At 51.4% G+C, this 12,663-nt stretch carries 17 protein-coding genes; 1 reads left to right on the top strand and 16 read right to left on the bottom strand.

Annotated features, from left to right (window positions below):
• Nucleotides 1–128: 128 nt before the first annotated feature.
• From HV345_RS05835 to HV345_RS05845, 3 genes are all read right to left on the bottom strand, one after another.
• Nucleotides 129–1,301, bottom strand: a complete 1,173-nt coding sequence (locus HV345_RS05835; RefSeq protein ID WP_094169391.1) for a MalY/PatB family protein — start codon at nucleotides 1,299–1,301, stop codon at nucleotides 129–131.
• A 124-nt stretch (nucleotides 1,302–1,425) separates the two neighbouring features.
• Complete coding sequence (gene nhaC / locus HV345_RS05840; RefSeq protein WP_255467595.1) at nucleotides 1,426–2,820, bottom strand: Na+/H+ antiporter NhaC; 1,395 nt, start codon at nucleotides 2,818–2,820, stop codon at nucleotides 1,426–1,428.
• Nucleotides 2,821–2,887: 67 nt separating this feature from the next.
• Nucleotides 2,888–3,856, bottom strand: a complete 969-nt coding sequence (locus tag HV345_RS05845; RefSeq protein ID WP_077483231.1) for an IS5 family transposase — start codon at nucleotides 3,854–3,856, stop codon at nucleotides 2,888–2,890.
• Between the two features lie 139 nt (nucleotides 3,857–3,995).
• Between HV345_RS05845 and HV345_RS05850 the strand changes: the two genes are divergently transcribed.
• Nucleotides 3,996–4,742 (top strand): SDR family NAD(P)-dependent oxidoreductase, encoded by a 747-nt coding sequence (locus HV345_RS05850; RefSeq protein WP_181636373.1) that lies wholly within the window; start codon nucleotides 3,996–3,998, stop codon nucleotides 4,740–4,742.
• A gap of 190 nt (nucleotides 4,743–4,932) precedes the next feature.
• Here HV345_RS05850 and HV345_RS05855 read toward each other — a convergent pair whose 3' ends face one another.
• The 13 genes from HV345_RS05855 to HV345_RS05915 form a co-directional block, all read right to left on the bottom strand.
• Entirely contained in the window at nucleotides 4,933–5,115 is a 183-nt protein-coding gene (locus tag HV345_RS05855) for a hypothetical protein (RefSeq protein ID WP_049271027.1), read from the bottom strand.
• Between the two features lie 394 nt (nucleotides 5,116–5,509).
• On the bottom strand, nucleotides 5,510–5,839 hold the full coding sequence (locus tag HV345_RS05860; protein ID WP_001618791.1) for a TA system toxin CbtA family protein: 330 nt from the start codon (nucleotides 5,837–5,839) through the stop codon (nucleotides 5,510–5,512).
• A gap of 20 nt (nucleotides 5,840–5,859) precedes the next feature.
• Nucleotides 5,860–6,177: a type IV toxin-antitoxin system YeeU family antitoxin gene (locus tag HV345_RS05865; RefSeq protein ID WP_001618790.1), complete on the bottom strand. Its 318-nt coding sequence runs from the start codon at nucleotides 6,175–6,177 to the stop codon at nucleotides 5,860–5,862.
• A gap of 18 nt (nucleotides 6,178–6,195) precedes the next feature.
• Nucleotides 6,196–6,417: a DUF987 domain-containing protein gene (locus HV345_RS05870; protein WP_001618789.1), complete on the bottom strand. Its 222-nt coding sequence runs from the start codon at nucleotides 6,415–6,417 to the stop codon at nucleotides 6,196–6,198.
• 8 nt (nucleotides 6,418–6,425) lie between these two features.
• Nucleotides 6,426–6,902 carry a RadC family protein gene (locus HV345_RS05875; RefSeq protein ID WP_181636374.1) on the bottom strand — a complete coding sequence of 159 codons (477 nt, stop codon included), beginning with the start codon at nucleotides 6,900–6,902 and terminating at the stop codon, nucleotides 6,426–6,428.
• A gap of 15 nt (nucleotides 6,903–6,917) precedes the next feature.
• Nucleotides 6,918–7,376 carry an antirestriction protein gene (locus tag HV345_RS05880; RefSeq protein ID WP_000211838.1) on the bottom strand — a complete coding sequence of 153 codons (459 nt, stop codon included), beginning with the start codon at nucleotides 7,374–7,376 and terminating at the stop codon, nucleotides 6,918–6,920.
• Nucleotides 7,377–7,473: 97 nt separating this feature from the next.
• Nucleotides 7,474–7,713 (bottom strand): DUF905 domain-containing protein, encoded by a 240-nt coding sequence (locus tag HV345_RS05885; protein WP_000194654.1) that lies wholly within the window; start codon nucleotides 7,711–7,713, stop codon nucleotides 7,474–7,476.
• 76 nt (nucleotides 7,714–7,789) lie between these two features.
• Nucleotides 7,790–8,257, bottom strand: a complete 468-nt coding sequence (gene ykfB / locus HV345_RS05890; protein WP_001547765.1) for a protein YkfB — start codon at nucleotides 8,255–8,257, stop codon at nucleotides 7,790–7,792.
• 22 nt (nucleotides 8,258–8,279) lie between these two features.
• Nucleotides 8,280–8,723 carry a YfjS/YafY family lipoprotein gene (locus HV345_RS05895; RefSeq protein ID WP_001547764.1) on the bottom strand — a complete coding sequence of 148 codons (444 nt, stop codon included), beginning with the start codon at nucleotides 8,721–8,723 and terminating at the stop codon, nucleotides 8,280–8,282.
• Complete coding sequence (gene ypjK, locus HV345_RS05900) at nucleotides 8,723–8,959, bottom strand: protein YpjK (RefSeq protein WP_001144031.1); 237 nt, start codon at nucleotides 8,957–8,959, stop codon at nucleotides 8,723–8,725. The genes HV345_RS05895 and ypjK overlap by 1 nt, the downstream gene beginning before the upstream one ends.
• A gap of 40 nt (nucleotides 8,960–8,999) precedes the next feature.
• Complete coding sequence (locus tag HV345_RS05905; RefSeq protein WP_001581462.1) at nucleotides 9,000–9,701, bottom strand: WYL domain-containing protein; 702 nt, start codon at nucleotides 9,699–9,701, stop codon at nucleotides 9,000–9,002.
• Nucleotides 9,702–9,917: 216 nt separating this feature from the next.
• Entirely contained in the window at nucleotides 9,918–10,739 is an 822-nt protein-coding gene (locus HV345_RS05910; RefSeq protein WP_001548153.1) for a DUF932 domain-containing protein, read from the bottom strand.
• 91 nt (nucleotides 10,740–10,830) lie between these two features.
• Complete coding sequence (locus tag HV345_RS05915; protein WP_181636375.1) at nucleotides 10,831–11,694, bottom strand: GTPase family protein; 864 nt, start codon at nucleotides 11,692–11,694, stop codon at nucleotides 10,831–10,833.
• Between the last annotated feature and the right edge of the window lie 969 nt (nucleotides 11,695–12,663).

The raw sequence follows: 12,663 nt of genomic DNA on the forward strand, positions 1-12,663 counted from the left end.
CAGGTTATGATGAAGATCACACTTTCCAGTTTAACACCAGCCGACAGAACGGAAAAACTTTATAGCAGTTCTGCAACATCTTTGTATAGTTTTGCCCCACCGTGGCGGGGCAAAGAGTGTGATGCGCGCTACGCGTTCTGTCGTTTTTGGTACGCGGCTTTCAGTCGGTTCATCGCTTCTACCAGTACCGAGCGCGGGCACCCAACGTTGAGTCTCATGTGACCCTCTCCGCCGGGGCCATATTGCGCGCCTGGTGACAGACCCAGTTTTGCTTCCTGCACAAAAAATGCGCTTAGCTGTTCATCGCTAAGATTCATTTTTTCCGCGTTCAGAAACATAAGATACGATGCGCCGCCATACACAATGGAGATTAAGGGACAGTGCTTTTCAATTTCACTTTTAACAAACGCCACATTGTCGGCCAGGTAGGCTAATAATTTTTGGTGCCAGTCGCCACAATGGGTAAAGGCGCTGTAAATGGCCGCCTGCTGTAATGAATGTGTCTCGGCCAGGTAGCAGTTATCCAGGAAACCATAGAACTGATGGCGTAATTCATCATTTTTAATAATGGCAATTCCGCCCTGGATCGCCGCCGTGTTGAAGGTTTTACTGATTGAGGTCAGCACGATTGACTGGCTCCCTGTCGCTTCGTCTAAAGTAAAAAACGGCAGATGGCGCTTGCCTGGCAGGGTTAAATCACTATGCACTTCATCGGAGAGAATAATGACGCCAGCTTGCTGACAATAGTGACTTACTTTTTCCAGCGTTTCCCGCGACCACACCATACCGCCCGGATTATGCGGCGAAGGGAAAAGAAACATTTTGCACTGCTTGAGTTTTTCGCTGAAATCATGCCAGTCAAATTCGTAATGACCATCTTTCTCAATGAGGCGCGTTTGAATCAAATTCCTGCCGCTGGTGTTTACCAGATTAGGGTAGGGGTCATATATTGGCGTACAGGTTAAAATATTATCACCTGGTCGGGTAAACACCATCAGAGAGAGCACGATAGTTTTTATGACGCCGGGAATAAAATGCAACCAGTGTGGCTTTATGTCGACATCATACTGTTGCGCATACCAATGAATAACGGACTCTTTCCATTGCGGATAATCCAGGTTGTAGCCTTGTACTGGCTGCGATACCACTGAACGCAGTGTGCTCATAATTGGCTCTGGCGTCACAAAATCCATATCTGCAATCCACAGCGGTAATACATCGGTGGTGCCGTACATCTGTTGTAATTGACCGTATTTACGGCAATTAACATCCCTTATGACAATATCATCAAACAAAGACATTGCTGACTCCTGGACAGTCTCTGAAAAATAGTTTAAGCAACGCAACAGTGAAGAATATTTCTGTATATCTAATCGATATATTAAATTTACCCTGGTGGTAGCCAATATTTAGCTATTTATTAGCCTATGATTTTTGCTCAACCATATGCTCTGTAGCTTCATTTGGTTCATATTTAGCAATACCAATACCGGTGGCAGCCCACAGCAGGGCAAAGATGATGCCGCTGTAGCAGAGGATTGCCCATGGCAAATAATCAAGTGTCGCCACGCCCAGCATCGTGGCGCAATAAACGCCTGAGGCAGACCAGGGAATAATCGGTTCGACAACGGTTCCGGCATCTTCGGTAGTACGCGAGAGGTTCTTTGTCGCAAGTCCTCGTTTTTTATATTCTTCTTTAAAGGCATCGCCGCACAGCAGCAGTGGCAAGGTTCCATTTGCCGTACAGGCACAGATGGTGAACGTCGTCACAATCGTGGTGGCCACCAGGCGGAATGTGGATTTAACGCCTTTCGTGAGCGCGTTTATCACGGTGTGCAAAGAGCCTGTCGCACTCATTGCGCCGGCAAAGCTGAAGGCGCTGAAGACGGTGACGAAGCTGCTAAACATTGAAATGGCGCCGCCTCGTTCCAGTAAGCGCGAAACATCTGATGACAGTGTTGGCAGGTTATCTCCGGTGAGCATCGCGAGCTTAAAACCGCTAACCACGGATTCGCCAACCGATGATGCGGTAAATTGCTGAAAGGCTAATGCCAGAATCATCGAGACTATTGTGGATAAAAAGAGCATCGGGATTGGCGGTCTTTTTGACAGTGAGCCATACAAAACGATGATCGGTGGCAACAGTAGCAGAATGTTAAAGTGATAAATCTGGCCGATAGCGTTCATCAAGTTGGTGATATTGGCTGGCGCGCTGGATGAGGCATCAATGCCCATGCCCATATAGCTGTATACGACGCAGCAAATAATAAATCCCGGGCCGGTGGTCCACAGCAGATGGCCGATATGCGAGTACAGGTTTACACCGGCAGCCAGCGCCGCCATGTTGGTTGAGTCAGAAACCGGAGAAAGCTTATCACCAAACCAGCAGCCGGAGACAATAGCGCCAGCAGCAATGGGCAGCGAAACATTCAGACCAATCGCTACGCCAATCATGGCGATCCCGACGGTTCCGATAGATCCCCAGGAGGTGCCGGTACAGACTGAGATCAGCGCTCCCAGCATAAATGCTGAAATATAGAAATACTGCGGGTTAATCCACTTCAGACCATAATAAATCATCATTGGAATAGTGCCTGACACCATCCATGCGCCAATTAAGAAACCGATACTGGCGACGATTAATATGACAGGAAGCGCTTCAGATATTTTATTGCAAATAGATTGTAGAATGTCATCCCACGTGTAGCCGTGAGCGATGGCGATAAACGAGGCGGTTGCGGTTCCCATGAGGATCATGGGTTCAGCTCGAATATTGAAGATAAAATATCCGATGCTAATGCCACCCAGCATGACTATCATGGGTAAAACTGGGCTTTGTTGAATAAATCAGATTTCGGGTAAGTCTCCCCCGTAGCGGGTTGTGTTTTCAGGCAATACGCACGCTTTCAGGCATACCTGCTTTCGTCATTTTGTTCAGCGCTCGTACCAGGGCCATAGCCTCCGCAACCTGACCATCGTAGTCACGCAGCGTCAGTGAACCCCCGAACAGCTGTTTTACCCGGTACATCGCCGTTTCCGCTATCGAGCGACGGTTGTAATCTGTTGTCCATTTCCACCGCGCATTACTCCCGGTCATTCGCTGATTAGCCACTGCACGGTTACGGTCTGCATATTCACCGGGCCAGTAACCCGCACCTTTTCGGGGAGGGATAAGCGCGCTGATTTTCTTACGCCGCAGTTCATCGTGACAGAGCCGGGTGTCGTAAGCGCCGTCTGCCGATGCTGCCCTGATTTTTCTGTGAGTCTGCCGGATAAGACCCGGGAAGGCTTCTGAGTCCGTCACATTGTTCAGCGACAGGTCTGCACAGATGATTTCATGTGTGTTGCTGTCAACTGCCAGATGCAACTTTCGCCATATACGACGGCGTTCTTTGCCGTGTTTTTTGACTTTCCATTCGCCTTCACCAAAGACCTTCAGCCCGGTGGAATCAATCACCAGATGCGCGATTTCACCCCGGGTGAACGTTTTGAAACTGACATTAACCGACTTTGCGCGCTTGCTGACACTGGTGTAATTCGGGCAGCGCAACGGAACATTCATCAGTGTAAAAATGGAATCAATAAAACCCTGTGCAGCCCGCAGGGTCAACCTGAACACGCGTTTAATGACCAGAACGGTGGTGATGGCGAGATCAGAATAGCGCTGAGGTCTTCCCCGTGATGAAGGCGTTGTCGACTCATACCAGGCCTGAATAGCTTCATCATCCAGCCAGAAAGTTATGGAGCCACGGTTGATGAGGGCTTTATTGTAGGTGGGCCAGTTGGTGATTTTGAACTTTTGCTTTGCCACGGAACGGTCTGCGTTGTCGGGAAGATGCGTGATCTGATCCTTCAACTCAGCAAAAGTTCGATTTATTCAACAAAGCCAATAAAAGAAGGAATCAGCGAGGAGAAAGAGTACTGACAAAAACTGTCACAGCTAATTTGTATACTAACCCAGATGAAAGACTCAATTCGACTTCATAGGGTGAATTATGATTTTCCAGAATAAAGTTGCTGTCATAACAGGAAGTACTGCAGGTATAGGTGAGGCAGTCGCAGAGCAATTACACAAACATGGAGCTAAGGTCGTTATTGTCTCCCGCTCGTCAGAGCAGGCTAAACAAAAAGCGAAACGATTATCTTCACAGGGACAACAAGCGCTGGGGATCGGATGTGATGTGTCACAGCCCGAACAAGTACGGCAAATGATAGATGAAGTTATCAAAAATTTCGGCAGACTTGATTGTGCTGTAAATAACGCAGGCTTAACAGGTGAACATGGTAAAAACATAACCGAGCAGACGGTTGAAAACTGGGATAAGGTTATTGCCACCTCATTGAGCGGCGTTTTTTACTGCCTAAAATATGAAATACCTGAGATGATGAAATTTGGTGGCTCTATAGTTAATTTATCTGCAGTAAATGGTCTGGTTGGCATTCCTGGATTAGCACCTTACACCGTGGCTAAGCATGGTATAATCGGTTTAACCAAAACCGCAGCGCTAGAGTTTGCATGTCAAGGCATTCGAATCAATGCAGTCGCTCCGGGCTATGTCCAAACCCCACGAATGAGTGAATTTCCAGAAAATATCGTACGTAGTTTCGCAAATAGCCACCCTATGAAAAGGATGGCAAAAATGCAAGAAATAGCAGACTTCATTCTGTTTTTGCTGTCAGACAATTCAGGGTTCTGTACCGGAGGAGTATATCCAATCGATGGTGGTTATTTAGCAGAGTAAAATTCCTCTATAGCGTCAGAATATAGAGTTAACTCTTGTGTTGTAGGGCTAGTGATAACAATATTTCCAGTCTGGATTAACAAGAGTATAGATGATCGGCTCTCCATTGGTCCATTCATCATGCTATTAATAACTTCCGCTGCTGGCACGTAGTGGCCGGTCCGTTACGTGAGGGTCACCTCGGAGATTGTCACGCTGATTCTGCCAGTTGTCGCTGCAGGACCTGCAGGCCGGTTCCCTCCCAAGCTGCAGCCGAGCCGACCACATACAGGTTTTTCTTGGCGCGTGAGGCGGCTACATTGATTATGTTTGGCGGATTCGATTTCTTTAACGGATAGAGGTTTGGTTTGTCTTGCCATTGCCGGGTTTCCATAGTTTTAGGCACCTCCAAAACAATAAAGCTTTATGAGGTGCCTAACAAGGTGGCTAAAAGGTTCGGATTTAATTAGTTGGCTTCAGACTTCGCGGGACAAATTGAGGGCACAAAAAAGCCCGCAGGGCTTGCGCCGTGCGGGCTCTTAGGACTTCATCGGATGACTCTGGTAATCACCGATGGAGAATTTTGGTGGGCTGGCGGAGTCTGAATTGGTTGTTTAACTTGTTGTTTAATAGCTGATAACCTTCAATTCAATTTTCATTTTGGTCCCATTGTTGGTCCTAAAAGAAAATGTCAGGTTTTTTGCAGGGGAGGGAAGGTTACAGCAGGAGCTTTTTCGTCTGTGAGATTAGCATTTTGCTTTCCTTTAGTCTGCTCTGTATTTAATCGTTTATTTCACGTTAGTTTTTAGCAAGTCGGTAGAGCGCCTTGCTCGCAGAATATCTACTACGGAAATATACGGAGTCTGTTCCTGCCAGCTAAATCCCTTCCTGTCGATACGCACCAGTTCGTATTTCTCCACCAGAAAATTCACAGTATCAGCCAGCGTGATACCAGCATCGATATGTTCCTGTATAACTCGTTCCTCACTGAACGGTGTGTCGTTGAGGGTCAGACCATAGTGTTGTTCCAGCAGGTGTGTCAGTAGCATTTTCCAGACAGCCACGGGTGACAGGCAGGGTTTCGCCGCCCGCTGGGTTGTTGCAGGTAAAGTATTCATGTTTGCTCTCGTGAAGGTAATTAACGCTGAGTGGGGTAAATGGCGATGTATACGTAGCCGCAACTGCCAAGGGTGTCGGCTTCACAGGTGAAACCGTTGTGGTACAGGATGACGCAGTGGGCATGTTGGGGGCTGACTTCACCGGTGGTCAGCATCGATTCCATCTGGCGGATAAAGTGCGGGAATGTTTCATCCAGCTTCCGGCATTCGGCGTCACTGAATCTACCGGTGATGCTGGCCCGGTCAGCCAGGTAGTGCAGTCGGTTACCCTCCTGCACCAGACGGGCTCCCAGGCGCGGCGTGATAGCCCGCTGCAGGCCCCATGTGATATTGCTCATTTATAAGCTCCTTTACTGTTAGTTCAGGGTGATGCTCATCAGGCAGGTATAAGGTCCGTTGCGGTCCTGGCGGCGTTCGGCGTATACCGCAAGGACACCTTTGATATCCGGAACGTCCCTGCCGGTGTAATGGCAGACGCTACCGTGCCACTGATATTTTCCACTGCAGTAGCGAAAGATTCGGGACTCAGGATGCTGGCGGTATATCGTCATTGCCCGGCGTTTACTGATAATTTTCATATCATACCTCACAGCAAACCGTGTTCTGCGAACGAATAGATTTGCCTGCCGCCGACAATCAGATGGTCAGGGACGCGGATATCCACCAGCTGAAGCACCTGAACCAGTCGCTGCGTGAGGGTTTTGTCGGCCTGGCTAGGTGTCGTCTCGCCGGAAGGATGGTTATGCGCGAGTACCACCGCCGCCGCGTTGAAGTGCAGAGCACGTTTGACCACCTCCCGGGGATGCACCTCGGTGCGGTTAATCGTGCCGGTGAAGAGCGTTTCATGGGCAATCAACTGATTCTGGTTGTCCAGATACAACACCCGGAACTCTTCCCGCTCAAGCGCGGCCATATGCAGTCGCAGCCATTCACGTACGGCGTGGGTAGAGGTGAAGGCTACGCCGGGCTCATGCAGGTGGCGGTCCAGAGCCCTGAGCGCCCGCTGAATGAGACGCCGGTCCTGTGGCGTCATCTCGCCGGGTAAAAAGGAAAGCTGTTTCATCTGTTGCTCCTTCGGTCAGTCGATAATACGCAGAATGGCGTGAGCCTCTGGATGTTGCATGGCATACTCCCGCAGGCGGTAATAGTGTGCGGTCATCGCGTCACATTCTGTACGGCAGGCATGGTGGCTATACGCAATCAGGCAGACAGCAATACCTGCTGCTTCTGCACTCATTTGGGCATCGTTACCGTTCAGGCAGTTAAACAGACGCCATGTCTCATCGTTGTCAGGCTCGGGGGACATAAATGCGCCGCCATTGCTGAGGGTGTAGAACGACCAGATACCACCGCTGTAGCCCTCACAGAAGCGGTCCATCCAGGCGAAGATATGCGGCTCCAGGAGTAGCCACTGCGGGATAGCGCCAAAGTACTGTGGCCAGAAATCGATACGCTGTTCATCGGGGACCGGCGTGACGGTCAGTTCAAATTCGGGTTGGTTAGCGGGTGCGAGGTCGTGCTGCGTCTGTGTTGTCATGGGTATGTCTCCGTCAATAAAAACGCCAGCGGCGATGGCTGGCGTATGGGGATATAAAGTGTGTTCGGGGAGGTGAATGCGGGTAAATGCTTCGCGATCAGCGGGTGGCCGTGTCTGTACGGATGCCTGAGGTGCGGATATAGCGGTTAAGACCTTCACCGGCATCCGGCTCAAAGTTCCATGCCCGCCAGACCATCCGGCCTTCAGTATCACGAACCACCAGACGGAAGTGACTGCCCTGGTCGTCTTCGAGTGTGATATTGCTGTACGTGGTAGTGACCGCTTGCGCTTGTCTCCGGGTGAAAGGCCCCGGTGGCAGCAACACGGATTGGGTCATTTTCGGGCTCCTGATAAAAGAAAACCCCGGCAGCCTGCTAGCTGTCGGGGTGGATTTGCTGGGGAAGATACTACTATCAGTCGTTGCTGCAGTCTCCGAGAGTGGACAGAACTTTCTCAGCGTTCTTCCGGTCCGCAGTGAAGGTCCCTGCTTTGTGGTCATTGACGTAGACGTCGAACTGCCCGGCCTCAGAGATATTGCTGATGAAGTCAAACCAGGCGTTATCGCCGTTACGCCAGCCCAGGCTGGACGGAATAATGTACTGCTGGTGATCCATCACTACGGTGATAGTAGTGTCGTCATCGTGCGAACTGACCATCTTGTCATCGGCAAGGGTAAGAAAGACTGAATGCTGATAGAAACCATTCTGGTCCGGGTTCCCTGTGCAGTTGATGGTAAACGTCTTTCCGCTGGCTTCGGTCACGCTGTATTCCGTATTGCCCTGACCGTAACCCTGCTGCCAGAACCCCGGGATAGCAGAGGCATTAAAGCTCGCGAGCAGTACACCCGCCAGCATAAACCGACTTAGTGAAAGTATTGTCATTCTTGTCTCCTTTGTCGTTGTTTTATTCCTGGTTCTCAGGGTTTGAGGGTATCAGCAGTCGCCCCATCAGTTTGCCGTCATGGGCGTACTCAAAGTATTTTTCTTTGGTATACGGGTCCGTCACCTCCTGGTATTCCAGTTTGATGTTATCGGCAATACACAGCGCATTCATCAGTGGCTGGACGGTTTTTTCCTGCATATCCACGAGGTAGTAGTAACTGCCATCCTCGCAGCCATCGGGCGACTGGCGGGTACGTAAAACCTGCAAGGTGGGACCGGATAAGTAGTCAACCTGTGACCATTCTTCGCTGACATCATCCTGGTGGCTGACCACATCACTGAAACGCGGTGGGGTGAGGTCCTTAAATTTACTGATGGCCTTCAGGTCATCACTTCTGTCATCGCATGCGATGAGAAACAGAGTGGTGGCAACCAGCGCCAGCAGAGGCAGTGTTTTACGTTTCATTATTTTTTTCCTGAAATCAGACGAACCACTTTGGCAAAGACATAAATGCCCACGAAAATACCCACCGGCACGCCGACGAACGGTGTCAGCGCGACACTGGCAGCACCGGCTGCGCCACCTCCCGTCAGCAGTGCGGCAACAGTGGCAAGGGTCAGGGCCGCGAGACTGTCGGACACCCCGGTTTTGTTCAGAATGATGACGATGACAACAATGGCGATAATGGCAATAACGGGCATAGGGCTCCTCCCTGTTGCCGGGTTGATAACAACGCTTACGCTATTCTGGTGGGCTGTCGGCCGGAACAAACGTAAGCAGTGACTGCTGGATAAAGCGAAAATGGGGTAAGGACTGAATAAAGCCCGGGTCTTCAACAAGACGACACAGACTGTCGTTACGCCGGAAAGTCTCCTGCAGGGGCTGAACCAGATGGATTTCATCCAGGGAGAATACGGCGATATGTCCGTCGTGCTCTGCCACCAGATACCAGGCCTGCTGGTGGATAAGTAACCGGCAGGGAGCCAGCCGCTCACAGCGCTGCCCCTCGGCAATCAGAGTCACCCGCCTGCGCCCGGTAATGGCCTGAATCAGTCGCCAGAAAGACAATGCGCCTGATGGCGAAGGAGCCGGACTGGCGGGTGCGATTACGCAGGGAGACTCATCGCACATCAGCAGTGCGTTTACCAGACGACGGTCAAAGCCAGGGAAAAGACCGGCCATCCCGCTGCGGTGGGCAAAGATAAGCACGTCGGGCACCATCTGCGTCTCACTGCCCGCAGTGCGTAAGCGGCAATATCCGGACTGATACTCCAGGTCCAGATACATCAGCCGCTCACGAAAATCACGCCGCAGCGTGCGCACCGACACACCAAACTCAGCGGCAAGCTTACGCACACTCAGCGTTTCCCCTGCCACCAGACGGCTGATTATCAGTGACAGCCTGACAGCCAGCCGGTCATGGCGGCGTTCTGCCTGTGTCATGAGACGTTCTCCGTGAAAGTTAACTGACTGAAAATGATGTGATTACTTTAAAGAGGGGGTCGGACAGGGTATGGACACCACAGAAACTATTTTTCATTTCTGCAAAAGCCAGAGGCAGCGGGGGTTACAGGCCTTCCCTCGGTGAGTGAGGACCGTCAGCACGGTGCGATGCGGACAGGTGGTGTCCGATATTAACAAAGCAGCAACATTAAACGGTCACTGCAGTTGCGTGAGCAGGGCTTCCGCCATCACCCACAGTGCCCGGTTAAGTTTCACGTCCCCGTCGATACCGCGAACGGCACGGGTATGTGACCGTCCTCCTTTGGCATTACGGCCACTGAGCCCGCCCTTAATCAGGTTCTCCTGAATACGCTGGTACGTGGTCCACAGGTCATTGCTCTCATCCTGCCAGCGGCGAGGGGAGAGGATCTGCGATTCAGTCACCGGCTGGTGGTCTTCACCAAAGCGGTATGTGAGGGCGGCTTTTGCCAGTGCCTGCTGTGCCGGGGGTGGCAACAGCAACGACTGCATGGCATCCCGTTTCTCCTCCACCCGGTCAAAAATCCCCAGCACCTCATACGCGCCTTCAATCACCTGACTCACCACGTCCCCCTTGTGTGGCACCCGCACCTCGCCAAACGACTCACCGCAGACGAGCCCGTTCTGACAAACCGCACGAAATAGTCCCGGCAGCATCTGGTACGAACTGCTGCCATCGTGAGAGTTGAGCAGGATTATTTCCGGCACCTGCTTACCGGTTATCTGTCCCTCACGCCGTAGACGCAGCATATGCTTGGTGTGTTCGCGACGCTCCGGATCACGCACACGGGTCTGACAGGCAAAGAATGGCTGGAAGCCTTCTCGCTGCAGGCTGTCCAGCAAGGAGATGGTGGGTATATAGGTGTAGCGTTCACTACGGGATTCATGTTTGTCCTCGCTGAACACACTGGGCACCACGCGAAACAGCTCCTCGCGGGTTAACGGACGGTCACGACGAATAATGTTTGCAGCGCCAAAGCGCGAAGCCAGACGGGTCATAAGCAGACTCCTCATAACGGGAAAACAAATAAAGGGGATCCCCGTCGCATCGGCGACAGGGTCAGGGAAATAACAGGGATGGATTAAATACTCAGAAGAAGAAATCCCAGACGGCGCGGGCCACAGAGACCACGGTGGTGCGCACGGCCTGAATGACGGCCCGCACAGGGGCGGGTATCAGGGGAAAGGCACTGATGCTATCGAGTACGGCCCCGACGGTTTCACCAAAATCGCTACGAGCCTGTTCCCGGACTACCGTCGTGCGAAAGGAAGGATGGAGTTGCGACACCACCGGGCTGGTGGCCTCACGTGGCAGGCACTTAATCATCCGCTCGGCCATCACCTTAAGCCCCCATTGTAGACGGACCGACACAGCACACACCGGATGGACGGGCTGGAACAGCTCATGCAGCAGGCAGATTTTGCGGCTGATATTCTGCTTCTGCGCCGTGGACAACTGTCCCCCACCGCTGGTAGGTTCGGCCTTATCCGACTGGCTGATAACAAACAGCACCTTATGCCGGTATACCTCTCCAATCACCTGATGATAAAAATGTTCATCCACCGTCAGCGCCCGGTCATCGGCCTTAATCAGCCACAGAACCAGGTCGAGCCGGGGGAGTTGTTCGCGGTACATCGCAGCATACTCGGTATCGCGAGCACCACTTTCGCCCACGCCTGGCAGGTCCACCAGCGTCATATAGCGGTCGCCGACTTGCAGGCGAAAGCGCAGTGGCTCACGTGTACAGGCCGCCACATCGCTGACCGGTGATACCTCACTGGCAAACAGGGCATTGCAGAGTGAGGATTTACCGGCACCGCTCTTACCCATAATGCCGATTACTGGCTCGTAATGGGTTAACTGATTTATCTGCTGCAATATACGTTCAGACACCCACTGTGGCAGGCCAGCAAGCGATTGCTGAAACGACTTCAAACCTTCAGAATTGTTCATTAGCTACTCCTCTGAAAAATTATACAAAAACGGCAGAATCGTGAGATTCTGCCGTTAATCGGGTATGTTCAGAAGAATGATATCTATCTGAAAATAATTTGAATTAAGGTAAGCGACGAGCCACGGTTGCCTGTGATCCCAGTCCCTGAGTCGTTAGGTTATTCTGATATCCCTCATCCCCAGACCAGAACAGTGGATAAGGGCAAATTGCCTGAGGGAGCTATAGGGCATTGGGCAGCAAGGTTTTATAGTTGGATGGCATCAATTTAACGGTATAGAAACATCAGCCCATACGATGACTGTCTACGTTTAAGACATAAATTCTTGCTGTTACATAAGTATTAATGCTGATTATCATCAATTTGATTATAATCATGGCACTTTATGGATTACCGTATTAAATATTCATTTTTTCCCTATAGTGATGATTCATGCTTGGTTCCCTTTCTAAGCGGCTTGAGGACTTGAGTTTGGTCCAGCGCGAGAGGTTGGCCTACATCGATTTTCGGCTCTATTTCTTCGGTGAGATCGGACGCCCTGATCTGATTGAGCGCTTCGGTGTGGCTCCGGCAGGGGCGACACGCGATTTGGCTTTGTACCGGGAAATTGCGCCGCATAACATCACCTTCGATGGTAGCAACAAGATTTATCGCATCGGGCAGGAGTTCTCACCGTTGTTCGAGCACGCATCGCTGCGCGTTCTGTCGGCGCTGTCTCTCGGTTTTGGCGATGGCGTGAACGGCTCAATGCAGGCGCTGCTACCATGCGAATCCCCCGCAGCCCTAAGCATTCCCAAGATGGATGTGTTAGCCACGATTTGCCGAGGCATCCACGCTAAGCGACCCGTCGCCATCCGCTACTACTCGATGAGCAGCGGCGAGTCCGAGCGGGTAATTGTGCCCTTTGCTTTGGTTGATACCGGCATGCGCTGGCACGTCCCTTTGATCGCAAGAGTAGAGAGTTTCGGGA

This window comes from Citrobacter sp. RHBSTW-00986, assembly GCF_013783065.1.
In the GTDB taxonomy this organism is placed as follows: domain Bacteria; phylum Pseudomonadota; class Gammaproteobacteria; order Enterobacterales; family Enterobacteriaceae; genus Citrobacter; species Citrobacter braakii.

Excerpts from the sequence above, each read along its gene's own strand:
- ykfB (WP_001547765.1), bottom strand. The coding sequence starts at position 8,257 with ATGACAATACTTTCACTAAGTCGGTTTATGCTGGCGGGTGTACTGCTC.
- nhaC (WP_255467595.1), bottom strand. The coding sequence starts at position 2,820 with ATGATAGTCATGCTGGGTGGCATTAGCATCGGATATTTTATCTTCAAT.
- HV345_RS05865 (WP_001618790.1), bottom strand. The coding sequence starts at position 6,177 with ATGAGCAATATCACATGGGGCCTGCAGCGGGCTATCACGCCGCGCCTG.
- HV345_RS05855 (WP_049271027.1), bottom strand. The coding sequence starts at position 5,115 with ATGGAAACCCGGCAATGGCAAGACAAACCAAACCTCTATCCGTTAAAG.
- HV345_RS05910 (WP_001548153.1), bottom strand. The coding sequence starts at position 10,739 with ATGACCCGTCTGGCTTCGCGCTTTGGCGCTGCAAACATTATTCGTCGT.
- HV345_RS05915 (WP_181636375.1), bottom strand. The coding sequence starts at position 11,694 with ATGAACAATTCTGAAGGTTTGAAGTCGTTTCAGCAATCGCTTGCTGGC.
- HV345_RS05835 (WP_094169391.1), bottom strand. The coding sequence starts at position 1,301 with ATGTCTTTGTTTGATGATATTGTCATAAGGGATGTTAATTGCCGTAAA.
- HV345_RS05885 (WP_000194654.1), bottom strand. The coding sequence starts at position 7,713 with ATGACCCAATCCGTGTTGCTGCCACCGGGGCCTTTCACCCGGAGACAA.
- HV345_RS05850 (WP_181636373.1), top strand. The coding sequence starts at position 3,996 with ATGATTTTCCAGAATAAAGTTGCTGTCATAACAGGAAGTACTGCAGGT.
- HV345_RS05880 (WP_000211838.1), bottom strand. The coding sequence starts at position 7,376 with ATGACAACACAGACGCAGCACGACCTCGCACCCGCTAACCAACCCGAA.
- ypjK (WP_001144031.1), bottom strand. The coding sequence starts at position 8,959 with ATGCCCGTTATTGCCATTATCGCCATTGTTGTCATCGTCATCATTCTG.
- HV345_RS05895 (WP_001547764.1), bottom strand. The coding sequence starts at position 8,723 with ATGAAACGTAAAACACTGCCTCTGCTGGCGCTGGTTGCCACCACTCTG.
- HV345_RS05860 (WP_001618791.1), bottom strand. The coding sequence starts at position 5,839 with ATGAATACTTTACCTGCAACAACCCAGCGGGCGGCGAAACCCTGCCTG.
- HV345_RS05870 (WP_001618789.1), bottom strand. The coding sequence starts at position 6,417 with ATGAAAATTATCAGTAAACGCCGGGCAATGACGATATACCGCCAGCAT.
- HV345_RS05905 (WP_001581462.1), bottom strand. The coding sequence starts at position 9,701 with ATGACACAGGCAGAACGCCGCCATGACCGGCTGGCTGTCAGGCTGTCA.
- HV345_RS05875 (WP_181636374.1), bottom strand. The coding sequence starts at position 6,902 with ATGAAACAGCTTTCCTTTTTACCCGGCGAGATGACGCCACAGGACCGG.